Annotated in this window: 21 protein-coding genes; 9 read left to right on the forward strand and 12 right to left on the reverse strand. The window is 76.0% G+C overall.

Translation table 11 applies throughout. The features are described 5' to 3' along the window. The first annotated feature begins 18 nt into the window (after window positions 1-18). Entirely contained in the window at window positions 19-855 is an 837-nt protein-coding gene (locus WA788_RS22240; RefSeq protein WP_335979994.1) for a DeoR/GlpR family DNA-binding transcription regulator, read from the forward strand. A gap of 69 nt (window positions 856-924) precedes the next feature. Here the strand turns inward: WA788_RS22240 and WA788_RS22245 are convergent, their stop codons facing one another. From WA788_RS22245 to WA788_RS22275, 7 genes are all read right to left on the reverse strand, one after another. Continuing rightward, a complete protein-coding gene (locus tag WA788_RS22245; RefSeq protein ID WP_335979995.1) occupies window positions 925-1,311 on the reverse strand; it encodes a hypothetical protein in 387 nt (128 codons plus the stop codon). Window positions 1,312-1,478: 167 nt separating this feature from the next. Beyond that, window positions 1,479-2,888: a hypothetical protein gene (locus WA788_RS22250; RefSeq protein WP_335979997.1), complete on the reverse strand. Its 1,410-nt coding sequence runs from the start codon at window positions 2,886-2,888 to the stop codon at window positions 1,479-1,481. A 131-nt stretch (window positions 2,889-3,019) separates the two neighbouring features. Next, a complete protein-coding gene (locus WA788_RS22255) occupies window positions 3,020-3,694 on the reverse strand; it encodes a cytochrome b/b6 domain-containing protein (protein ID WP_335979999.1) in 675 nt (224 codons plus the stop codon). After that, window positions 3,675-4,433: a molybdopterin-dependent oxidoreductase gene (locus tag WA788_RS22260; RefSeq protein WP_335980001.1), complete on the reverse strand. Its 759-nt coding sequence runs from the start codon at window positions 4,431-4,433 to the stop codon at window positions 3,675-3,677. The genes WA788_RS22255 and WA788_RS22260 overlap by 20 nt, the downstream gene beginning before the upstream one ends. A gap of 87 nt (window positions 4,434-4,520) precedes the next feature. Beyond that, a complete protein-coding gene (locus WA788_RS22265; RefSeq protein WP_335980003.1) occupies window positions 4,521-5,393 on the reverse strand; it encodes an alpha/beta fold hydrolase in 873 nt (290 codons plus the stop codon). Window positions 5,394-5,472: 79 nt separating this feature from the next. Continuing rightward, window positions 5,473-5,988 carry an SRPBCC family protein gene (locus WA788_RS22270; RefSeq protein WP_335980005.1) on the reverse strand — a complete coding sequence of 172 codons (516 nt, stop codon included), beginning with the start codon at window positions 5,986-5,988 and terminating at the stop codon, window positions 5,473-5,475. A gap of 101 nt (window positions 5,989-6,089) precedes the next feature. Continuing rightward, the gene (locus WA788_RS22275) at window positions 6,090-6,782 is read right to left on the reverse strand and encodes a type 1 glutamine amidotransferase domain-containing protein (RefSeq protein ID WP_335980006.1); all 693 of its coding nucleotides are present in this window, start codon (window positions 6,780-6,782) and stop codon (window positions 6,090-6,092) included. A gap of 189 nt (window positions 6,783-6,971) precedes the next feature. On the opposite strand from WA788_RS22275, the gene WA788_RS22280 reads away from it, so the two are divergent. The 4 genes from WA788_RS22280 (at window position 6,972) to WA788_RS22295 (ending at window position 10,973) form a co-directional block, all read left to right on the forward strand. Further along, window positions 6,972-7,898 carry a LysR family transcriptional regulator gene (locus WA788_RS22280; protein WP_335980008.1) on the forward strand — a complete coding sequence of 309 codons (927 nt, stop codon included), beginning with the start codon at window positions 6,972-6,974 and terminating at the stop codon, window positions 7,896-7,898. Between the two features lie 234 nt (window positions 7,899-8,132). Next, window positions 8,133-8,642, forward strand: coding sequence for an ATP-binding protein (locus WA788_RS22285; RefSeq protein WP_335980139.1), 510 nt, complete (start codon window positions 8,133-8,135; stop codon window positions 8,640-8,642). Between the two features lie 238 nt (window positions 8,643-8,880). Continuing rightward, window positions 8,881-9,792: a DUF2797 domain-containing protein gene (locus WA788_RS22290; RefSeq protein WP_335980010.1), complete on the forward strand. Its 912-nt coding sequence runs from the start codon at window positions 8,881-8,883 to the stop codon at window positions 9,790-9,792. Between the two features lie 146 nt (window positions 9,793-9,938). Further along, the gene (locus WA788_RS22295; protein ID WP_335980012.1) at window positions 9,939-10,973 is read left to right on the forward strand and encodes an NUDIX hydrolase; all 1,035 of its coding nucleotides are present in this window, start codon (window positions 9,939-9,941) and stop codon (window positions 10,971-10,973) included. A gap of 74 nt (window positions 10,974-11,047) precedes the next feature. On the opposite strand, the gene WA788_RS22300 is transcribed toward WA788_RS22295, so the two are convergent. Beyond that, entirely contained in the window at window positions 11,048-12,460 is a 1,413-nt protein-coding gene (locus WA788_RS22300) for a dipeptidase (protein ID WP_335980013.1), read from the reverse strand. A gap of 143 nt (window positions 12,461-12,603) precedes the next feature. On the opposite strand from WA788_RS22300, the gene WA788_RS22305 reads away from it, so the two are divergent. Beyond that, window positions 12,604-13,917, forward strand: a complete 1,314-nt coding sequence (locus tag WA788_RS22305; protein ID WP_335980015.1) for a geranylgeranyl reductase family protein — start codon at window positions 12,604-12,606, stop codon at window positions 13,915-13,917. A gap of 33 nt (window positions 13,918-13,950) precedes the next feature. On the opposite strand, the gene WA788_RS22310 is transcribed toward WA788_RS22305, so the two are convergent. Both WA788_RS22310 and WA788_RS22315 read right to left on the reverse strand, forming a co-directional pair. Beyond that, window positions 13,951-14,424 (reverse strand): DUF6332 family protein, encoded by a 474-nt coding sequence (locus tag WA788_RS22310; RefSeq protein ID WP_335980017.1) that lies wholly within the window; start codon window positions 14,422-14,424, stop codon window positions 13,951-13,953. 234 nt (window positions 14,425-14,658) lie between these two features. Further along, window positions 14,659-16,173 (reverse strand): MFS transporter, encoded by a 1,515-nt coding sequence (locus WA788_RS22315; protein ID WP_335980020.1) that lies wholly within the window; start codon window positions 16,171-16,173, stop codon window positions 14,659-14,661. Between the two features lie 85 nt (window positions 16,174-16,258). Here WA788_RS22315 and WA788_RS22320 point away from each other — a divergent pair, with 85 nt between their 5' ends. Further along, window positions 16,259-16,648, forward strand: coding sequence for a MarR family winged helix-turn-helix transcriptional regulator (locus WA788_RS22320; protein WP_335980023.1), 390 nt, complete (start codon window positions 16,259-16,261; stop codon window positions 16,646-16,648). Between the two features lie 45 nt (window positions 16,649-16,693). Here the strand turns inward: WA788_RS22320 and WA788_RS22325 are convergent, their stop codons facing one another. Next, the gene (locus WA788_RS22325) at window positions 16,694-17,470 is read right to left on the reverse strand and encodes a maleylpyruvate isomerase family mycothiol-dependent enzyme (RefSeq protein WP_335980025.1); all 777 of its coding nucleotides are present in this window, start codon (window positions 17,468-17,470) and stop codon (window positions 16,694-16,696) included. Between the two features lie 81 nt (window positions 17,471-17,551). After that, on the reverse strand, window positions 17,552-19,009 hold the full coding sequence (locus tag WA788_RS22330; protein WP_443034080.1) for an MFS transporter: 1,458 nt from the start codon (window positions 19,007-19,009) through the stop codon (window positions 17,552-17,554). Between the two features lie 17 nt (window positions 19,010-19,026). On the opposite strand from WA788_RS22330, the gene WA788_RS22335 reads away from it, so the two are divergent. Both WA788_RS22335 and WA788_RS22340 read left to right on the forward strand, forming a co-directional pair. After that, window positions 19,027-20,250, forward strand: coding sequence for an ROK family protein (locus WA788_RS22335; RefSeq protein WP_335980027.1), 1,224 nt, complete (start codon window positions 19,027-19,029; stop codon window positions 20,248-20,250). Window positions 20,251-20,356: 106 nt separating this feature from the next. Beyond that, complete coding sequence (locus WA788_RS22340) at window positions 20,357-21,394, forward strand: hypothetical protein (RefSeq protein WP_335980028.1); 1,038 nt, start codon at window positions 20,357-20,359, stop codon at window positions 21,392-21,394. The last annotated feature ends 105 nt before the right edge of the window (window positions 21,395-21,499 follow it).

The following is a 21,499-nucleotide window of genomic DNA, read 5'->3' on the forward strand; positions in this document are numbered from 1 at the left end:
GACGGGACGAGGTCACGGGTGAGCGACAACCAGAACCTGCTCGCGGAGCAGCGCCGGGCCCTGATCCTGGACGAGGTCCGGCGGCGCGGCGGTGTGCGGGTCAACGAGCTGACCCGCCGGCTGAACGTCTCCGACATGACGGTCCGCCGCGACCTGGACGCGCTGGCCCGCCAAGGCGTGGTGGAGAAGGTGCACGGCGGCGCGGTGCCGGTGGTGGAGCCGAGCAGCCACGAACCGGGGTTCGAGGCGAAGTCCGGGTTGGAGCTGGGCGCGAAGGAGGCGATCGCGCGGACGGCCGCCACCCTGGTGCCGCCGGGCGCCGCGATCGCGCTGGCCGGCGGCACCACCGCCTACGCACTGGCCCAGCAGCTCCTGGACGTGCCGGACCTGACGGTGGTGACCAACTCCGTGCGGGTCGCGGACGTCTTCCAGTCCGGGCAGCGCACGGCCGGCGGCGCCCACGGCGCCGGCGCGGCGACCGTGGTGATCACCGGCGGGATGCGGACGCTGTCCGAGACGCTGGTCGGGCCGGTCGCGGACCGGGCGATCCAGTCGCTCCACTTCGACCTGCTCTTCCTGGGCGTGCACGGCATCTCGGTGGAGGCGGGGCTGTCCACGCCGAACCTCGCGGAGGCCGAGACCAACCGCCAGTTCGTCCGCTCCGCGCGGCGCGTGGTGGTGATCGCCGACCACACCAAGTGGGGCACGGTGGGCCTGAGTTCCTTCGCCGCCCTGGAGGACGTGGACACCCTGGTCACCGACGCGGGCATCCCCGAGGTGCTGCGCGAGGAGATCGCCGAGCACCTGCCGGACCTGATCGTGGCCGGCGAGCCCGCCCCGCCCGCCGCCGACTGACCGCGGCGGCGCGCGGGCCGGATGGCCGCCGGGCCGGCCGCGGCCGCAGCGGGTTCAGCCGCTGCCGGTTCAGCCGTTGCCGGTGACCAGCGACCACGCGTGGCTCGGGGAGAGCACCACCAGCAGGACCACCACGAGCAGCAGCACAGCGGCCACCCCGCGCAGCCGGCCGCGGCGCAGCGTCCGCCGGTCGCCCTCGTCGGTGCGGCCGGTCCGCCAGGAGGTGTCGGCCGGTGCGGCCGCGGTCCTGCGCCGGCCGCGGCGCCGCCGACCGCCCTGCGCGGCGGCCTGCTCCTGCTGCTCCCGCAGCCGGCGCGCGACGATCCGGGCGCGCGCGGACGGCTCCTTGGGCGCGGACGCGCGGATGTCCCGCTCGTTGTCGGAGAGGAACTGTTCCCACACCTCGTCCGGGATGGACGACTCCCCTTCCGGGGTGGGCGCGGAGTCTGTGGTCATCGGGCGGGCTCTCATCTCGTCCAGGACGGCCGGGGTGAGGTGCCGGGCTGCACGCCTCCCCCAGGCGGTACGGCTTCGATCCAATATACGTTCGTGCGGCGCCCGGTGGCGCGGGCTCCGGCAGCGGCCCGGAAAACCGGGGTGCCGGGCGGGCCCGGGGCCGTCGCTCAACGGTACTCGGCCAGCCGCGGCCGGACCGCCAGCAGTACCAGCGCCGCGGCGGCGCCGAGCGCGCCCGCCGGCACGGCCGGCCACCCGCCGAGGGCGCCGCGGGCGTCGCCGGCGTGGTGGGCGAAGTCGTCGAGGCGGCGGGCGGCGAGCTGGTCCAGGGTGGTCGCGAAGTCCCAGAAGTCGAAGGCGATGTCGCCGCGGCCGACGGTGGTCAGCAGCACCGCCGCCTCGTCGGTCCGCCCGGCGTCCTTCAGGCGGCGCAGCGCGGTGTCGTCGGCGCGGAAGCGGCGGTAGCGGGTGAGGACGTCCTCGTAGGCGGGGCGCTCGGCGGCGGTGGCGTAGCCGTCGGGGGCCAGCAGGGTGTCGAGGCGCTTGGTGAGGGCGGTGTAGCGGGCCGCGTCGCTGCGGCCGAGGTCGTCGCCCTGCACGAACCAGCGGCTCTCGGCCGCGGCCGCCTGCGCGGCCACCGCCCCCGCCTCGGCCAGCCGGGACCAGGGCCGCAGCCCCTGGCTGTCGGCGGTGCCCGCGGCGCCCGCGCCGGAGCTGAGGGCGACGGTGCCGGCCAGGCACACCGCGAGCACCGCGGCGGTCGCGGCGACCAGCGGCGGGCTGAGCAACCGCCGGTAGGCGCGGGCCAGTTCGCGCTGCCACCACAGCAGGAAGAGCAGGGCGGCGGCGCCGAGCGCGCCGACCACGGCGATCCAGCGGCGGGTGTCGGTGTGCACTTTCGCGGCGGCGCGGCCGGCCTGCTGCCGGTAGTCCGCCGCGAGCTTGTCGGCCGTCGGCAGCAGGGTCTGCGTCATGACGGCGCCGGCTTGGGCGTTCATGGCCACGGTGACGGCGGGCGGGTGGCCGGCCAGGCGGTCGGGCGACTGCTCGTCGACGAAGGCGGCGCGGCCGCTGAGGTCGTCGTAGCGGCTCAGTCCGTCGAGGAGTGCGCCCATCTGGTCGCTGTGGGCGCTGTCGCCGCTCAACTGCCTTAGCGCGTCGCTGACTTCCGTGCGCCGCTGTTGGGCGGTGATGAGCGCTTCGAGTTGGTTGCCGACGTAGGCGCCGCTGCCGTCGGCGGACATGCCGGGCGCGAGGGTGTCGGCGTGCTGGGCGTCGAGGTCGGCCAGCGCGAACCTCAACTGGGCAGCGACGGCGGCGCGTTCGGACACCGTCGTGCGCAGTCGCGAGGTGTCGCCGCGGACGGTGACCGCGCCGATCACGGCGGTGGCGCACAGGGCGGCGAGTAGCAGGACGGCCAGCGCCGCGCGGGCGCCGAGCAGGCCCGGGCCGGTCAGCCGCAGCCGCAGCCGGCGGCGGGCACGGTAGGGCTCGGGCGGGGCGGCGGGCGGTGTCGACCGCGCCTCGGGCTCGGCCGGCCCGGCGGCCCCTCGGCTCGTCAACTGCGACGTGGTCATGCGGTGACGCTAGGTGCGGGCGGCGAAACCCCGGTGGCTGTCCGGCGGCCGTACGGTGTCCTGGCTGTAACGGAACGGAACGGGCGGCGGAACCAGGGCAGTTGGGGGCGCGCGGTGCGGCGGGAGCACCGTCAGCGGGCGTCCTCGGCCCGGTCCTGCGCGCCCTCGCCCGGGGCGGGCGGCTGTGTGCGCCACAGGGCGTGCTCGCGGCGGGCCCAGGCCCGCTCCACCCGGCCGGTGCGCAGGCCGCGGCGCGCCTCGGGGTCGGCGGCGGCGAACCAGACGTGCCCGGTGATGACGGCGGCCACCAGCAGCGCGAGCCAGTCGTGCACGAAGGTGGCGCCGGTGCGCCACACCAGCGGGCTCAGCCGCGGGAACCACATGAGCAGCCCGGTGCCCAGCATGACCAGGACCGCGCCGACGGCGAAGGCCGCGTAGAGCTTCTGGCCGGCGTTGAACTTGCCCGCGTGCAGCCGGTCGCGGCGCCGCTCGCGCAGGGCGGTGCGCAGCCAGGCCCGGTCGTGCGGGAAGAACCGGCCCAGCCGCCGGGTGTCGGCACGGTAGGCGCGCGAGGCGAGGCCGAGCAGGAGCGGCACCGGCAGCAGGATGCCGGACCACTCGTGGACGGTGACCACCAGCCGGCGGCGGCCGACGATCTCGGCGAGCGGCGGAAAGTACAGGCAGGCGGCGCTGGCCACGCAGACCGCCATGAGGGTGTTCAGGGTGCGGTGCACCCAGGTCTCGGCGCGGGTGAAGCGCCGTACCGTGCCCGGCGGGGCCGGGCGGTCACGACGTCGGCGCGTCATGGCGGCCGTTGGACTTTCCGACCCATCCGTCGACGTCATATCCGTACTGCTCCCAGTAGCCGCGTTGCACGTGCTCGGTGACGGTGATGCCGGACAGCCACTTCGCGGACTTGTAGAAGTACATCGGGGCCGCGTAGAGGCGCACCGGGCCGCCGTGGGCGGCGGTGACCGGCTTGTCGTTCATGGTCAGGGCCACCAGCATGTCGCTGCGGCGGGCCTGGGCGAGGGTGAGGCTCTCGGTGTAGACGCCGTCGAAGCAGGTGAAGTGCACCGCGGCGCCGGGGGACTTCACGCCCGCGGCGTCGAGCAGGGTGGACAGCCGCACCCCGGAGAACGCGGTCTTCGGCACCCGCCAGCCGGTGACGCACTGCACGTCGCGCACCAGCCGCACCTGGGGCAGCGCGCGCAGGTCGGCGAGCGCGTAGGAGGCGGGGTGGTCCACCAGGCCGCCGACGGTCAGCCGGTAGTCGCTCTCGCCGCGGTGCGGGATGGAGTCGGAGACGGAGTAGAACCGGAAACCGCCACCGCCGGGCAGCAGTCCGGTCACCCCGGTCGGGTCCTTCGCGCTGACCGAGGCGAGGATCGAGTCGAGCCGGCCCTGCACGGCGCCGCCGACCGCGACGCCCGCGGCGCCGAGGCCGAGCATGCCCAGCACCACCCGCCGCCCGACCGGCGTGCCGCGGCCGTCCTCGGGGCCGGGCGCGGCGTCCGCCGCGGGCCCGGCCGTCTGGTTGTCCATGCAACGATTCGAGCACGCGCAGGTGCCGAAAGCCAGTGGCGGCGGCCGATTCCGTCCTTCCTCACACCGGCGGCGGGCCGCGGCCCGTCAACTCCCGCCCGGCCCGGCCCCGTCGGCTGCCCCGTCGGCTGCCGCGTCGACGGCCGCGAGCAGGTCGGCCAGCGCGGCGTCGAAGGCGGCGGGCTGCTCCAGGTTGGGCAGGTGCCCGGCGCCCTCGACGACCACCAGCCGCGAGCCGGCGATGTGTTCGTGCAGGAACCGCGCGTCGGAGACGGGTGTGAAGACGTCGTCGCGCCCGACGGCCACCAGCGTGGGCACCGCGATCCGGGCCAGCGTCGGGGTGTAGTCGGGGCGTTCGGCCCGGCCGCGCAGAGCGGCCGCGGCGCCCAGCGGTGGCGCGCCGAGCATCATCCGCAGCACGTGCGCGGCCACCTCGGGGCGGTCGCGTACGGTCGCGGGGCCGACCATCGAGTCCAGCACGCCGTGCGCGTAGGCCGCCATGCCGTCGCGTTCCAGCACCGCGGCCCGGTCGTACCGCTCCTTGCGGCCGGCCTCGGTCTCGGCCTGCGCGAAGGTGTCGGCGAGCACCAGCCCGGCCACGCGCCCGGCGAACCGGCGCTGGAACTCCAGCACCACCTGGCCGCCCATGGACAGCCCGCACAGCACGGCCCGCGGGATGCCGAGCGCGTCGAGCAGCGCGGCGAGGTCGCCCGCGAACACGTCGAGTCCGGTGCGGCCGGGCTGTACGGTGCTCGCGCCGTAGCCGCGCAGGTCGGGGACGACCACCCGGCGCGCGGCGCCGAACGCGGCGGCCTGCGGGGCCCACATCGTGCGGTCGAAGGGGTGCCCGTGGACGAGCAGCAGCGGCACCGGCCCGGTGCTGCCGCCGCCGGGCGCGTCTCCCTCCCCGGCGCTGTCGTCGTACCCGATGGTGACCCCGCCCACGGCTACCGTGCCCACCTGGCGCTTCCCCCTGCCCGTCCGGCGGCGCCCCGGTCGGCCCCGTGCCGGGCAAGGTACGCCCCGGTGCGGCGGGCTGTCACCGTGCGGCGGCGCGGAGAAGTCCGTCGAGCCACGCCTGGTGGCCGTTGAGCATCGGGTTCGGCACCTGCCCGGCCAGTTCCGCGGCGGGCCGGCCGATCTGGGATTCCTGCGTCAGGACGCGGACCCGCCCGCCGTCGAGGTCCTCCACCAGCCACGCGTGCAGCACGTCGAGCCGCTCATCGGGGCCGCCGTCCTGCCGGGCGGTCCAGGACAGCCGGCCGGGCGTGCCCGCCGCGGGGGCGGCGAACTCCACGACCCGGGCGGCCAGCGGCGGGAAGCCGAAGGTGCCGAAGCGGAAGTCCCGGCCGTCCGCGAGCACCGGGCCGCCGCCGTCGGGGAAGGAGATGTCGGCGACGTTGTCGTAGTACGACTCCCAGGTGGAGGTGTCCGTGAGCAGGCGCCACACCTGCGCGGCGGTCACGCCCCTGACGACGACTTCGTTGGAGACGAAGTTGTCGCCGGTGCCGGGCAGGTACTTCTCGGGCCAGTTGATCGCGTTCTGCGTGGTCATGACGGGGTCCTTCGCGGTCGTGCGGTGGGTCAGCGGTTCTCGGCCGGCGGCGGCTCGGTCAGCGCGGCTGGCTCAGCGGTTCTCGGCGCGGCGCGGCGCGGTCAGAGCTTCTTGAGGAGTTCGGCCGCGAGCGGGCCGGAGGAGGCCGGGTTCTGGCCGGTGACGACATTGCGGTCGACCTCGACGTGCGGGGCCCACGGCTCGCCGACCGAGACCTCCACCCCCGCCGCGTTGAGCCGGTCCTCCAGCAGCCACCTGGCCTGGTCGGCCAGTCCGCCCTGGCGTTCCTCGGCGTTGGTGAAGGCCGTGATCCGGTGGCCGGCGTAGGCGTTGGTGCCGTCCGGCCGTACGGCGGCGAGCAGCGCGGCCGGGCCGTGGCAGACCACGCCCACCGGCAGGCCGCGCTCCAGGGCCCGGGTCAGCAGCCGCCCGGAGTCCGCGTCGACCGCCAGGTCCTCCATGGGGCCGTGGCCGCCGGGGACGTAGACCGCGTCGACGCCCTCCAGATCCGCGTCGGCCAGGGCGATCGGCGCCGCGAACTCCGGGGCGCCGTCCAGGATGTCCCGCACCCGGCGGGCGTTGTCCGCGCCGCCGTTGACGGCGGGCGCCAGGCTCGCGCCGTCCACCGGCGGGACCACGCCGCCCGGGGTGGCGACGGCGATCTCGTGGCCGGCGGCCCGGAACATCTCGTACGGGACCGCCGCCTCCTCGGCCCAGTAGCCGGTGGGGTGGGCGGTGCCGTCGGCCAGCGTCCACCGGTCGGCTCCGGTCATCACGAACAGAATCTTCGCCACGTGTCTCTCCCGTGTCCTCGATGTGCCGTCTGCTGCCGCCGCCGTGGCCGGGGCGGCCGCCGCCCGCGTCGGCGCCGGGGCCGACGGGCTGCCTCTTCGACCGTAGGCCGAAACGCCATCCGGCAACCAATCGGTCCGCCGATGTCCGCCATCGGAACTCCGATGCCGCCGATTGTTACGGTGGCGGCCATGGGGCACCCGATACCGGCCGACGGCAAGCAGCTGCCGCCACACGCGGACCTGAACCTGCTGCGGACGTTCCTGGCGGTGTACCGGACCGGCTCCTTCACGGCGGCCGCGCCGCGCCTCGGGCTCTCCCAGCCCACGGTGACCGCGCAGATCCGCGCCCTGGAGCAGCAGACCGGCCGCGAGCTGTTCACCCGCCTGCCGCGCGGCGCGCAGCCCACGCCGTACGCGCACGAGCTGGCCGGGCAGGCGGCCGGACCGCTGGACGCCCTGGCCGCGCTGGCGGAGACCGGCGCCGTGGCCGCGCCGGTCCGGCTGGCCGGGCCGTCGGAGCTGCTGTGCGTACGCGTGCTGCCCGCGCTGGCCCCGCTGACGGCCGACGGCGTACGGCTCCGGGTCGCCCAGGGGCTGCCGGAACCGCTGCTGGAGGAGATGCGCTCGGGCCGGCACGACCTGGTGATCGCCACCCGGCGCCCGCGCGGCCGGGCCCTGGAGTCGGTGCCGCTCGCCGACGAGGAGTACGTCCTGGTCGCCGCCCCCGCCTGGGCCGGGCGCCTGCCGCCGCGCACCGGCGGGGACGGCCTGTGCGCGGCGCTGCGCGAGGTCCCGCTGGTGGCGTACGCCGAGGACCTGCCGATCGTGCGGCGCTACTGGCGCACCGTCTTCGGCCGGCCGCTCGGCGCCCGCCCGGCGGTCACCGTGCCGAACCTGTACGCGGTGCTGTCGGCGGTGAACGCGGGCGCCGGATACAGCGTGCTGCCTCGCTCCTTGTGCCAGGAGTACCTGGACACGGGCCGGTTGGCGCTCCTGCACGACCCAGCGGAGCCGCCGCTGAACACCCTCTTCCTCGTCCGGCGGCCGGGCGCCGACACCCATCCCGACGTGCGCCGCGTCCAGGACCGGCTGCGGCAGGCCGCGGCCGCCTGGTAGCGCCGGGGCCGCGCCGGCGGGCCGCGGGTGCGGGGGCGCTCCGGACGGGCGGGCGGTAAAGGCGCCGTAAGACTCCGAGTTGCGCCCGCCCCCACAACGGGTGAACCTGATTACGCATCACGGAGTACTGCCGCAGTCACTCTACGCATTCCCGCTCAAGTGTTCCCATCGGAGCGGTGCATCCCGGCCCCGCAGGGCGCCGGCCCCACCGCGGAGGGAGTCGCAGCCGTGATCATGCAATCCGACCAGACCGACCCGGTACGCCATGAGTGCGCACTCGAACTCGAGGCGCATCCGTACCGCATCCAGCAGATCCGCCGCATCGTGTCGGCCCAACTGCGTTACTGGCGGGTGGAGTCGCTCGTCGACGCGGCCTCCACCGGCATCAGCGAACTGCTGGCGAACGTGCACCGGCACGCGCGTCCGGACAAGCAGTGCGCGGTGCAGCTCACCCTGGTGCCCGGCCGCCTCACCGTGGCCGTCACCGACCACGACACCCGGCTGCCGCACCTCCAGCCGATGGAGCCGACCGCCACCACCGGCCGCGGGCTGGCGATGGTCGAGGCGATGTGCGACAGCTGGGGCACCGACCTGCTGCCCGACGAGAGCGGCAAGGTGGTGTGGTTCGTGCTGCGCACGCCCACCCAGCAGCCGAAGCTCGTCCCGCTGCGGTCCGTCACGGTCCCGCTGGAGGAGACCGCGGCGACCGCGGCCCCGGAACTCGCCGTCGCCTCGGTCGCCTGACCGCCCGCCGGGCCCGCCGGACGCGACCGGCCCGAGCGGCCCGACCCCGCCCCACCGCAGCCGCGGGCATGCACCGCAGAAGTGAGCGCCGGACCGGCCGCCGCCTCCCGTGAGCAGGGAGGAGGCGGCCGGTCCGGCGGGCGGGCGGCGTTGTCGTCCGGCAGGAGGGCGGGAGGCGGGCGGCGTTGTCGTCCGGCGGGCCGGCGGCGTTGTCACACCCTCGCCCTACCGTGGAGGCATGTGGCGGAGCACAGGCATGGGCTGGCGGGAGGAGGGCGCCCGCTGGACGTGGTGGCACCCCTCGTACGGCCGGCGTGCGAGCCCGCTGCCGCTCGGCGCCGAGCTGCGGTTGGCGCTGGACGCCGCCGCGGTCCGGCGCTGCGCGGGCGTGTGGCGCGCGGACCGCGCCGTCCCCTGCCCGCGGGGCGCCGAACTGCCGCCGGCCGCGCGGCGCGACCAGTGCGAGGAGTGCGGGGCGCTGGACCGCAGGTCGTCGGTGGCCGCGGACACCGTGCCGGACGACCCGCGGCCGTACCGCGTGTACCTGGCGTACTTCGGGCCCGGCCTGCTCAAGGTCGGCATCACCGCGGCGGCCCGCGGGCGGCTGCGTCTGCTGGAGCAGGCCGCGGTGTGCTTCGCCTTCCTCGGCGAGGGCCCCCTGATGGCGGCACGCCGCACCGAATCGGTGCTGGGCGCCGCCCTCGGCGTGCCGGACCGGGTCGCAGACCCGGCCAAACGGGCGGCCCGGCACCGGCTGCCGGGCCCGGCGGACCGCGCCGCGGAAGTGGCGCGGCTGCACGCGCGGGTCACGGCCCTGCGCGACCGGCTGCCGGAAGCGCTCGCCCTCGCGGAGCCGCGCTGCGTGGACCACGCCGGGCTGTTCGGGCTCGCCGCCGACCCGCCGCCCCCTCCCCCGGCCGCCGAGGTCACCGCGCTGCTGCCCGGGCACGCCCTGGCCGGCACGGTCCGCGCGGTCGCCGGGCACGACGTGTACCTGGACACGCCCGGCGGCCCGCTGCTCTTCGACGCGCGGCTGGCGGCGGGCTGGCCGCTGCGCCGTCCTGCCGCCGACCAGGACCCGGCGGTGTCCGCCCCGGCCCCGACCGCGCCGCTGCGCTCCCCTCCCCCGCTGCCGGAGGCCCTGTTCTGACCGCTCTTCCGACGGCGCGCCGGACACCGTGCGCCGGCCCTGCGCGGGCGCGCGGTGGACCGGGCGGGTCTCACCACGTGACCGGGCGCGTTTGCCGGGCCCGAAGTTCCGGGCAATTCGTAGGGGTCTACGGAGAAGGGGGCACCGTGATCATCTGGGTGAACGGGGCGTTCGGCGCCGGCAAGTCCGGCGCGGCGCGCGAAATGCTGGACCTGGTACCGGAGAGCACCCTGTACGAGCCCGAGGTGCTCGGCGAGTGCCTGCGCCGACTGCTGCCGGAGAAGCGGCTCCAGGAGGCCACCGACTACCAGGACCTGGCGATCTGGCGGCGGTTGGTGGTGGAGACCGCGGCCTCGCTGCTCGCCGAGGTCGGCGGGGTGCTCGTCGCACCGATGACGCTGCTGCGCCAGGAGCACCGCGACGAGATATTCGGCGCGCTCGCGGCCCGCGGCATCGAGGTGCGGCACATCCTGCTCGACCCGGGAGAAACGATCCTGCGCGCCCGGATCACCGCCCGGGCCGAACACCCCGGCGAGCCGGGCGCCGACGACGCCGCCCGCCGCTGGGCACTGGACCGTATCGCCGACTACACCGCGGCGCTGCCCTGGCTGACCGGCGACGCGTACGTCGTCGACACCGCGGGGCTCGACCCGCGGCAGACCGCGGTGGCCGTCGCCGAGGCGGTCGGCCGCGGCGAGGGTGTGTGCGGCATCGTGCAGACGCCCGAGCCGCGCGCGGAGACGGTGGCCGCGGGTGTCCTGCTCTTCGACGACGCCGACCGCGTGCTGCTGGTCGACCCGACATACAAGCCCGGCTGGGAGTTCCCCGGCGGCATCGTCGAGCGCGGCGAGTCGCCGGTCCGGGCCGGGCACCGCGAGGTCGCGGAGGAACTGGGCATCGAGCTGACCGGCGGCCTCGAACTGCTCGTCGTGGACTGGGAACCGCCCCAGCCGCCGGGCCACGGCGGGCTGCGCCTGCTCTTCGACGGCGGCCGGATGCCCTCGTCCGACATCGGCCGGCTGCTGCTGCCCGACACCGAACTGCGCGGCTGGCGCTTCGTCACCGAGGACGAGGCCGCCGGACTGCTGCCCCCGATCCGGCTGGACCGGCTGCGCTGGGCGCTGCGCGCCCGCGAACAGGGCCGCGCCCTCAACCTCGCCGCCGGCCAGCCCGCCCGCTGACCGGCCGCCGACCGGCCGCGCCGCGCCCGGCCCCGTTCCGCGGGTGCCGGGCGCGCCGCGGGAGCGCGGACGGGTCAGTTCGCCCGGGCGGCGGCGTAGCGGCGCAGGAAGAGCGCCTCGGTCAGGGCCAGGCGCTCCAGTTCCTGCGGCGAGACGCTCTCGTTGACCGCGTGGATCTGCGCGTCCGGCTCGCTGAGGCCGATGAGGAGGATCTCGGCGGACGGGTAGAGGGTGGCGAGGGTATTGCACAGCGGGATCGAACCGCCCTGGCCGGCGATCGCCATCTCCTGGCCGTACGCCTCCCGCATGGCCGCGGACATCGAGGCGTACGCGGGGCTGGCGGTGTCGGCGGCGAAGGGCTGGCCGCTGCCGCGCCGCTCCACCCGCACCTTCGCGCCCCACGGCGCGGCCGCGCGCAGGTGGTTCTCCAGCGCCTCCGCGGCCTCGGCGGCGTCGGTGCCGGGCGGCACCCGGACGCTGACCAGGGCGCCGGCCTCCGCCTGGACGGACGGGGTGGCGCCGACCACCGGCGGGGCGTCGATGCCGAGGACGGTCACGGCCGGCCGGGCCCACAGGCGGTCGGCGATGGCGCCGCCGCCGACGAGGCCGACCCCGTCGAGCACCTTGGCGTCCTTGCGGAAGTCGGCCTCCTCGTAGGCCAGTCCGGTCCACTCGCCGGTGTTGTCCAGGCCGTCCACGGTGGTCGCGCCGGAGGCGTCGCGCAGCGAGGCGAGCATCTGGATGAGCGCGGCCAGCGCGTCGGGGGCGGCCCCGCCGAACTGCCCGGAGTGCAGGTTGCCCGCGAGGGTGGACACCCGCACCTCGGCCATCGCCATGCCGCGCAGCGAGGCCGTGACCGTGGGCAGGCCGACCCGGAAGTTGCCGGTGTCGCCGATGACGATGGCGTCCGCGGTGAGCAGTTCGGGGTGCGCCTCGGCGTAGCGCTCCAGGCCGCCGGTGCCCTGCTCCTCCGAACCCTCCACGATCACCTTGACGTTGACCGGTACACCGCCGTGCGCGCGAAGCGCCCGCAGCGCGGTCAGGTGCATCAGCAGGCCGCCCTTGCAGTCGGCCGCGCCGCGCCCGTACCAGCGGCCGTCCCGCTCGGTCAGCTCGAACGGCGGGGACAGCCACTGCGCCTCGTCCAGCGGCGGCTGCACGTCGTAGTGCGCGTACAGCAGCACCGTGGGCGCGCCGGCCGGGCCGGGCAGCAGGCCGTAGACCGACTGGGTGCCGTCCGGCGTGTCGAGCAGGGCGACGTCCTCGAAGCCGTCCGCGGTCAGCGCCGCCGCGATCCAGTCCGCCGCCTTCCGCAACTCGCTGCGCGGGTACTGCCGCTCGTCGGCCACCGACGCGAAGGACACCAGCTCGGCCAGTTCGGTCCTGGCGCGGGGCATCAGCGACGCGACGGTGCCGGCCAGCGGGCCGGACGGCTCAGCCTGCGGCTCGGACGGCTGCGGGGCCTCGGACTTCGGATCTGACGACATGAACGCTCCTGGTAGGGACGGGCGGCACGGCCGGACGAACGCCGGCAAAGCGTGACAGGCACCGGCAGACCGGCGCCCCCGCCGGGGCCGGCGGGCCGCTGCCGATGGTGCCACAGCGAGCCCTGGGCCACGGGCGCAATAGGATGCTTGCGGACAGCGCTGAACAGCGAGGACAGCCGAGCGTGGCGAGCGGGAGCGAAAACGACGTGAGCGGTGAGCAGCCGGCCCAGGGCAGCAGTGCGGAGAACGACGGGACCGAGCCGGTCTGGGACGTCGTGGTGGTCGGCGCGGGACCGGCGGGCGCCTCGGCGGCCCACGCGGCGGCAGTGACCGGCCGGCGGGTCCTGCTGCTGGAGAAGGCCGAGCTGCCGCGCTACAAGACGTGCGGCGGCGGCATCATCGGGCCGTCCCGGGACTCGCTGCCACCGGGCTTCGAACTCCCGCTGCGCGACCGCGTGCACGCGGTGACCTTCAGCCTCAACGGCCGGCTGACCCGCACCAAGCGCTCGCGCCAGATGCTCTTCGGCCTGATCAACCGGCCGGAGTTCGACGCCGGGCTGGTGGACGCCGCGCGCGAGGCCGGCGCCGAGGTGCGCACCGGGGTGACCGTCTCCCGGGTGGAGCAGCACGGCCCGGGCGTGCCCGACCGCCGTACGGTCGCGGTCGTGGTGACCGGCAGCGCGGGGGCCGGGCGCGGCGAGGAGCAGACCGTCTACGCCCGCGCGGTGGTCGGCGCCGACGGCAGTGCCAGCCGGATAGGAGCACATGTCGGGGTGAAGCTCGACCAGGTCGACCTGGGCCTGGAGTCGGAGATCCCGGTGCCCGCGTCGGTCGCGGAGGACTGGGCCGGCCGGGTGCACATCGACTGGGGCCCGCTGCCGGGCAGTTACGGCTGGGTTTTCCCCAAGGGCGACTCGCTGACCGTGGGCGTGATCTCCGCGCGCGGCGACGGCGGCGCCACCAAGCGCTACCTCGACGACTTCGTGGCCCGGCTGGGCCTTGCCGGGTTCGAGCCGAGCGTCTCCTCCGGGCACCTGACCCGCTGCCGCGCCGACGACTCGCCGCTCTCCCGCGGCCGGGTGCTGGTCTGCGGCGACGCGGCGGGGCTGCTGGAGCCCTGGACCCGCGAGGGCATCTCGTACGCGCTGCGCTCCGGCCGGCTGGCCGGCGAGTGGGCGGTGCGGATCGCCGAGGCCCATGACGCGGTGGACGCGCGCCGCCAGGCGCTCAACTACGCCTTCGCGGTCAAGGCGGGGCTGGGCGTCGAGATGGGCGTGGGGCGGCGGATGCTGGCGCTGTTCGAGCGGCGCCCCGGGCTGCTGCACGCGGCGCTCACCACCTTCCCGCCGGCCTGGCGGGCGTTCGCCGGGATAACCCGCGGCAAGCGGTCGCTGGCCGAGCTGGTGCGTACGCACTCCCTCGCCCGCCGCGCGCTGGACGCCGTCGACCGCACCTGACCGGACGCGCGGGGGGGCCGGGCCGGCGGGTGCTCAGCCGGGCCGGTCGGCCCGCCGCTCGCCGCCGCTGCGGGCGGCCTGCCGCACCACCCGCCGCGGCCGGTGCGGGGTGACCAGCGGTACGAGCGGCGCGGCCGTGTCAGGGGCAGCCGTGTCAGGGGCGGCCGTGTCGCCGGGGCCGCCGCCGTAGCCGCGCGGGAGGAGCGCCGGTGCGGGCGGCGCGGCCCGGCGCTGCTGCCGGGTGCGGCGTTCGAAGCGGTGCAGGGTGAGCACGACCCGGCCGAAGAACAGCCCGGCCGCCAGGACCGCCGCGGCCCCGAGCCACGTGTCGCGCACCGCGCCCGCCAGCACCGGCGCGGCCGCCACCACGAACCCGGCCGCGCCGAGCACCGCGGCGGTGGCCAGGGCGTACATCGCCTCGACCGCGGCGGCCTCGCGCTCGGCCTGGGTCCGGCGCCCGGTCAGCCCGTGCCCGCCGCTGCCGGCCCTGTTCCCGGTGTTCCTCATGTCCGCCTCCCCCTGCGCTCGCGCCGCCCGCCCCTTGCCCATGGCGCCGGCACGGCGGTAGACGGCGTACGGTCCGGCCGCGTTCCCCCGAAGGCGCGTGCTGCGCCCGGCGGTCGGCCGCCGGTGACAACAACGGGCCGGCCCCGCGCGTTCCCTCCTCGCGCGGGGCCGGCCGGTCGTGCCGGGACGTCCGTGGGGACGCTCCGGTGGTTCGGTCGCGTACGGTCTTGCGGGTCAGTCGCGTACGGTCACCCGGCTGCCGTCGTCCTCGGCGGCGCGGGCCGCCTCGGTCTCGGAGGAGGCCACGAGGATGCCGTAGCTGGGACGGCGCCGGCGCAGCCCGCTCAGGGTCAGCAGCAGCCCGGCGAAGCCGACGCCGGTGACGACCCACAGGCCGGTCCGGTAGCTGTCGAGGGTCTCCTGCGGGCTGGCGGCGTGGCCGCTCGCGCCGGAGGTGACCACCGCGGTGACCACGGCGAGGAAGATCGCGCCGCCGACCTGGAAGGAGGTGTTCAGCAGCCCGGAGACCATGCCCTGCTCCTCGTCGCGCACCCCGTTGGTCGCCTGGATGTTCAGCGCCGGGAAGGCGGTGGCGAAGGCGGCGCCCAGCAGCAGCATCGACGGCAGGATGACGGCCGCGTAGCTGGGGTGCAGGCTCAGCCGCAGGAACAGGACGTAGCCGATGACCAGGGAGGTGAAGCCGGCCGCGATCACCCGCGGGGTGCCGAAGCGGTCGACGACCGGCCCCATCCGGGTGGACAGGATCGCCACCAGCGAGCCCGCGGGCAGGAACGCCAGCGCGGTCTGCATGGCGCTGTAGCCGAGGATGTTCTGGAGGTACTGCGTGACCAGGAACTGGAAGGCGACGTAGGACCCGAAGAAGGTGGCGGCGCCGAGGTTGGCGCGCACCTGCCGGGAGTCGCGGAGCACCCCGAGCCGGACCAGCGGGTGGGACGAGCGCTGCTCGATGGCGGTGAACGCGGCGAGCAGGGCGGCGACCGCGGCGAAGGAGCCGAGGGTGCGGGCGGAGGCCCACCCGGCGGACGACGCGGAGACCACGGTGAACACCAGGAGCAGCATGGCCCCGGCCCCGGTGACGGCGCCCGGGAGGTCGAAGCCCCGCCCGCCGGCCTTCTCGCGCGGCGACTTGGGGATCAGCTTGAGCCCGGCGACCAGGGCCACCACGGCGACGGGCGCGGGCAGCAGCATCGTCCAGCGCCAGCCGGCCTCGGTGAGGAAGCCGGAGAGCACCAGGCCCATCGAGAAGCCGGTGGCGCCGCAGCTGGAGTAGATGGTCAGCGCCTTGTTGCGGACCGGGCCCTCGGCGAAGCTCGTGGTGATGATGGACAGGCCCGCGGGCGCGGTGAACGCGGCGCTGAGGCCCTTGACGAAGCGGGTGGCGATCAGCAGGTCGCCGGAGTCGACGAGGCCGCCGAGCAGCGAGGCGACGGCGAAGACCGCGAGCGCGATCAGGAAGACGCGGCGCCGCCCGAGCAGGTCGGCCGCGCGGCCGCCGAGGAGCAGCAGGCCGCCGTAGCCGAGGATGTAGCCGCTGACGACCCATTGCAGCGAGGACGTGGACAGGTGGAGGTCGCTGCCGATCGAGGGCAGCGCGACGCCGACCATCGAGACGTCGAGGGCGTCGAGGAAGAGCGCGGCGCACAGCACGAGGAGGGTGCCCCATTGCAGGGCGCTCCATCGCTCGTCGTGGCGGGGGACGGTAGGGGACGGCAATGACGGAGAGGTCATGCCGAGAAGAGTACATGCATACGCATCCAATGCAAGCGCATTAATTGCTCGTGCATAATCGTCCGTTTTCTGCTACCGTGGCGCCATGACCGGCGACAAGGGTGAGCGCGCGCTCGTGCAGGAATGGCGGGACATCCTCGCTGTTCACGCCCGTACGGCTTGTGAGATCGACCGCGAGCTGCATCAGTACGGACTCGGCGCCAGCGACTTCGAGGTGCTGGACGTACTGGCCGGCGACGCGGAGGACGGCTGCTCCTTCCGCGTGCAGGAGCTGTCCGACCGCGTCCACCTCAGCCAGAGCGCGCTGTCCCGGCTGGTGGCCCGCCTGGAGAAGGAGGGCCTGGTCGACCGCGGCACCTGCAGCGAGGACCGGCGCGGGGTGAAGGTCGCCATCACCGCGGCCGGCCGCAGGCGCTACGAGCAGGCCCGCCCCCACCACCGCGCCGTCCTGGAGCGGATGCTCGTCAAGTCCTGAGCCGTCCCGCCGGGCCCGTCCCGCTTCCGCTCCTCAAGGCGCGGCTCAGGACGCGGCGCCCGAGGCGTGCCACAGGTCCATGACGGACCGGTCGCCGCGCAGGGTGAGGCGGTCGTGCGGGAGGCGGTTCCACAGGGCGAGGTACAACTCGGCGGCGGGCGCGCTCACTTCGCAGTCGGCTGGGCCGTCCGGGCCGCCGCGCTCGGCGCGGGGCGGTTCCTGGGTGAAGTGCAGCGTCCAGCCGGGGTCCCCCGCCACGTCGTCCGCACGGACCCGCAGGGTGCGGGGCTGCGGACTGCGCGCCCGCTTGCGGCCCTTGAGCTCGAAGCGGAGCAGCATCTCGGCCACACCGTCCACGGCGAAGGCAGGGTCGATCGGCGCCGGGGCGAGGCCGGCGGCGGACTCGGCGTCGACCCGGTGTACGGCCGTCTCGTGGGCCTGGCGGCGCACCCAGAACTCCAGCGGCGAGGGCGCGGGCAGGAAGGTCCAGCACGCCACGTCCGCCGGGGCTGCGGCCAGCACCTCCACCAGCCGCGCGTGCGCGCGCAGATACCAGTCGGCGAGTTCGCCGCCGTCGTCCCCACTGCCGTCGGCGCCCTTGCCGCTCGGCGCCGCCTCCTCGTCCATCCCGACCGGCTCGGTCCGCCCCTCGGCCACGAACCCGGCCGCCCAGCGGTGCACCGCCCCGGTGTGCCGCAGCAGGTCGCGCACCTGCCAGCCCGGGCAGGCGGGCACGGGCGCGTCCAGGCCCGCGCGCCGCGCCGCCCCGGCCAGCAGCGGTCCCTCACGGCGCAGCGTCTCGACGAACTCGGTGTTCTCCACAAGGGAATTGTGCGGCTCCAGCGCCGCCCGTCAACCGCGCGCCGCCGTGGGGGAGCCCTTCGAGGACCCGGTTTCCGTAGGTCAGGCCGTCTGCGGCGGCGAGGTGTGCCGGACCGACCAGGCGATCACCGCGGCGACGGCGGCGAGCACGGAGACCGTGGTCAGCGCGGTCGGCAGGCCGACGGCGTCGGTCAGGAAGCCGATCGAGGGCGGGCCGAGCAGCATCCCGCCGTAGCCGAGGGTGGAGGCGGCGGCCACCCCGCCGGCGCCCGTCAGCGCCCCGGCACGCGCGATGGCGGTCGGGAAGAGGTTCGCCAGACCGAGCCCGGTGAGCGCGAAGCCCACCATCACCAGCGCCGTGACCGGCGCGAGCGCGCCCACCAGCATGCCGCCGCAGGCGGTCAGGCCGCCGAGCACCAGCGCGCGGCTCTGCCCGAGGCGGGTGAGCAGCGCGGTGCCCGACAGCCGCCCGAGGGTCATCGCCGAGGTGACGCAGGCGTAGCCGGCGGCCGCGACGCCGGGCCCGTTGTGCAGGTCCTGCTGGATGTGCAGGGCACCCCACTCGGCGAGCGCCCCCTCGCCGTACGCCGAGCACGCCGCGATCAGGCCGAACACGGCGACCAGCAGGGCGGTCCGGTGCCCGGCCGCCGCACCGCGCGCACCGGCCCGCGCCGGTGGGCCCTCCGCCGCGGCCTCGGCCACGGCTCGCTGTACGGCCTCCGGTACGGCCCCTGGCGCCGTCGTGCGCCGCCCGCCGCCGGCGGACCCGCCGGGGACCGGATCGGCGCGGACCGTTCCGCCGTGCGCCGTATCGCCGTACGCTGTACCGCTGTTGCCGGTCCCGACGGTCCCGGCAGACCCGGCCGCCTCCGGACGGGGTGCGGCCTCGGCCCGGGCGGCGGGCGCCGTCACGCGTGCGTGGCCGATCCGGTGCGCCAGCATCACCCGCCCCGCGAACAGGACCGTCAACAAGCCGATCGGCGTGAGCAGCATCAGATGGGTGGCGGGCGACAGGTGCGAGGCGAGCAGGCCGCCGATGCCCGCGCCGAGCAGCCCGCCGAGGCTGTAGGCGGCGTGGAAGCTGGACATCACCGGGCGGCGCAGCGCGGCGACCAGGTCCACCGCGACGCTGTTCATCGCGACGTTGAGGCCGCCGTAGGACGCGCCGAACAGCAGCAGCACCAGCCCGAGGGCGAGGGCGGAGTGGGTGCGCGGCGGCAGGGCCACGCTCACCGCCAGCAGGGCCGCGGTCGCGACGGTCACCCGCTCGTTGCCGAACACGCGGCACAGCCGCCCGGTGAGCACCATCGTGGCGATGGCGCCGACCGACACCCCCAGCAGGGCCAGCCCCAACTGCCCCGCCGAGGCGCCGACCTGGGCCTTGATCGCGGGGATGCGCACCACCCACCCGGCGAAGAGGAAACCGTCGACCGCGAAGAAGACGGTGACCGCGACGCGCAGGGCCCGCAGGCCCGGATCGGCGGCGAATGTGTGGTGGGATCGGGACAGCGCCGTCCCTATTTTGTTCAGCGTCGGCACAAAGTGAGAATAGATTGGTGACACAGATTCGGACAAGGCTTGAGCGCGGCCGAGGCGCGCTCGGTCCGGCGCTCGGCCTGGTGCACACCGGCCGCGCCCCGACCCGCGCCCTGCTCACCGCCGAACTGGGCGTGACCAGGGCCACCGCAGGCGCCGTCGCGGCCGAACTCGAAGCACTCGGCCTGATCCGGGTCGACACCCGGCCGACCGGGCCCTCCGGCGCCCAGGGCCGCCCCTCCCACCGGCTGGAGGTGGCCCCCGAGGGGCCGGTCGTGCTCGCCGCGCAGGTGCACGCCGACGGGTTCCGCGCCGCGCTGGTCGGCCTCGGCGGCGGGACCGTGGCCACCGCGCCCGGCTCCATGACCGTGCCGGCCGACCCGGCGCACGTCCTCGGCGAGGTCGTCGCCGCCGGCGCGGAACTGCTGCGCGCCCACGGGCGGGTGTGCGTGGGCGCGGGGCTCGCCGTGCCGTCCGCGGTCGCCGAGCCCGAGGGCACCGCGCTCAACCCGCTGCACCTGGCGTGGCCGGCGGGCGCGCCCGTGCGGCGCGTGTTCACCGAGCAGGTCGCCAAGGCCGGCATCACCGGCCCCACCGGCCGCCCGGTGCCCTGCTTCGTGGGCAACGACGTCAACGTGTCGGCGCTCGCCGAGCACCGCCACGGCGCCGGGCGCGGCGCCCAGCACCTCCTGGTGGTCGCCTCCGGCCACCGCGGGGTCGGCGGCGCCCTGGTGCTCGACGGCCGCCTGCACACCGGCAGCTCCGGGCTCGCCCTGGAGGTCGGCCACCTGACCGTCCGGCCGGACGGCCGCCCCTGCCACTGCGGCTCGCGCGGCTGCCTCGACGTCGAGGCCGACCCGCTCGCCTTCCTCGAGGCCGCCGGGCGCCCGGCCGGCCCGGAGGTCTCGCTGCTGGAGCAGAGCCGCGACCTGCTGCGCGCGGAGTACGACGACCCGGCCGTACGCGGCGCCGCGCACACCCTGATCGACCGCCTCGGCACGGGCCTGGCCGGGCTGGTCAACGTGCTCAACCCCGACCGCATCCTGCTCGGCGGCCTCCACGGCCACCTGCTCGACGCCGACCCCGACCGGCTGCGGGCCGTGGTCGCCGACCGCAGCCTGTGGGGACGCAGCGGGAGCGTGCCCCTGCTGGCGTGCGAGCTCAAGCACAACGGGCTGGTCGGCGCCGCGGAACTGGCGTGGCAGCCGGTGCTGGACGACCCGCTGGGCGCGCTCAGCTCCTGACCGCCCTGGCCCGGCAGGGTGACGCGCGCTCCGGCCGCTTCGTCGGAGCAGCCTGAGCCCGTACTGTGGTGCGGCCTCGGGCGGGGGCGCGGGAGGAGGGGACGACGTGAACGTGGGCAGGGGGCGGTCCGCCGCGTCCGCGTGGGTCGAGCGGTACGCCCGGCCGGACGCGGGCTTCCGCGGGGCGTACTTCAGCGGCTCGACGGTCGGGCTGCCGGACGGCGCCGAGCTGGCACCGTCCTCCGACGTCGACGTGGTGGTCGTCACCGCCGCGGACGACCCGCCGGCCAAGCCGGGCAAGCTCCGCCACCACGGTGTCCTCCTGGAAGTCAGCTACCTGCCCTGGTCGCTGCTCGCCACCGCCGACGGCGTCCTCGGGTCGTACCACCTGGCGGGCAGCTTCCGCACCGACACCGTCATCGACGACCCCACCGGGCACCTGCGCGCCCTGCACGCCGACATCGCGGCGCGGTTCGCCGCGCTGCCCTGGGTCCGCCGCAGGTGCGAGGACGCCCGCCGGCGGATCGAGACCGGCCTCGCGGCCCTCGACCCCGCCGCGCCCTTCCACCAGCAGGTGACGTCCTGGCTCTTCCCCACCGGCGTGACCACCCACGTCCTGCTGGCCGCCGCGCTGCGCAACCCGACGGTGCGGCTGCGCTACCCCGCCGCACGCGCGGCCCTCGCCGACCACGGACTCCCGGGCCGCTACCCCGAGTTGCTGGACCTCCTCGGCTGCCGGCAGCTGACCGCCGAGCGCGTCCGGCACCATCTGGCCGCGCTCGCCGAGACGTTCGACGCCACCGCCGCCGCGGCCCGCACCCCGTTCTTCTTCAGCAGCGACATCACCGCGGCCGCCCGCCCGATCGCCATCGACGGCAGCCGCGACCTCATCGACCGCGGCGACCACCGCGAAGCCGTCTTCTGGATCATCGCGACGTTCGCCCGCTGCCACACGATCCTGGCGGCGGACGCCCCCGGCCTGCACCGCGCCCTGTCCCCCGCCTTCCGCGCGGCCGTCGCCGACCTCGGCATCACCTCCACCGCGGACCTCCTGGCCGGCGCCCAGCGGACCCTGCGCTTCCTGCCCCGCCTGTGGGGGACCGCCGAGGACGTCATGGCCGCCAACCCCGGCATCCACGCGTAGCCGGCGAACTCCCGCTGCGGGGAGGCCCGTTCACCGGCCGCCCGGTGAGCCGCCGAACGCCTTGCAACGCCATGTCCCAGGCGTCTGTCAGACGTTAGCGTTGCC

Source organism: Streptomyces sp. CA2R106 (genome assembly GCF_037034245.1).
Taxonomy (GTDB): Bacteria; Actinomycetota; Actinomycetes; order Streptomycetales; family Streptomycetaceae; genus Actinacidiphila.

Bases quoted from the DNA above. Each gene is read 5' to 3' on its own strand.
- WA788_RS22315 (WP_335980020.1), bottom strand. From the start codon at position 16,173: ATGACCTCTCCGTCATTGCCGTCCCCTACCGTCCCCCGCCACGACGAG.
- WA788_RS22250 (WP_335979997.1), bottom strand. From the start codon at position 2,888: ATGACCACGTCGCAGTTGACGAGCCGAGGGGCCGCCGGGCCGGCCGAG.
- WA788_RS22260 (WP_335980001.1), bottom strand. From the start codon at position 4,433: ATGGACAACCAGACGGCCGGGCCCGCGGCGGACGCCGCGCCCGGCCCC.
- WA788_RS22255 (WP_335979999.1), bottom strand. From the start codon at position 3,694: ATGACGCGCCGACGTCGTGACCGCCCGGCCCCGCCGGGCACGGTACGG.
- WA788_RS22245 (WP_335979995.1), bottom strand. From the start codon at position 1,311: ATGACCACAGACTCCGCGCCCACCCCGGAAGGGGAGTCGTCCATCCCG.
- WA788_RS22280 (WP_335980008.1), top strand. From the start codon at position 6,972: ATGGGGCACCCGATACCGGCCGACGGCAAGCAGCTGCCGCCACACGCG.
- WA788_RS22305 (WP_335980015.1), top strand. From the start codon at position 12,604: ATGCTTGCGGACAGCGCTGAACAGCGAGGACAGCCGAGCGTGGCGAGC.
- WA788_RS22300 (WP_335980013.1), bottom strand. From the start codon at position 12,460: ATGTCGTCAGATCCGAAGTCCGAGGCCCCGCAGCCGTCCGAGCCGCAG.
- WA788_RS22310 (WP_335980017.1), bottom strand. From the start codon at position 14,424: ATGAGGAACACCGGGAACAGGGCCGGCAGCGGCGGGCACGGGCTGACC.
- WA788_RS22270 (WP_335980005.1), bottom strand. From the start codon at position 5,988: ATGACCACGCAGAACGCGATCAACTGGCCCGAGAAGTACCTGCCCGGC.
- WA788_RS22290 (WP_335980010.1), top strand. From the start codon at position 8,881: ATGTGGCGGAGCACAGGCATGGGCTGGCGGGAGGAGGGCGCCCGCTGG.
- WA788_RS22285 (WP_335980139.1), top strand. From the start codon at position 8,133: ATGCAATCCGACCAGACCGACCCGGTACGCCATGAGTGCGCACTCGAA.
- WA788_RS22320 (WP_335980023.1), top strand. From the start codon at position 16,259: ATGACCGGCGACAAGGGTGAGCGCGCGCTCGTGCAGGAATGGCGGGAC.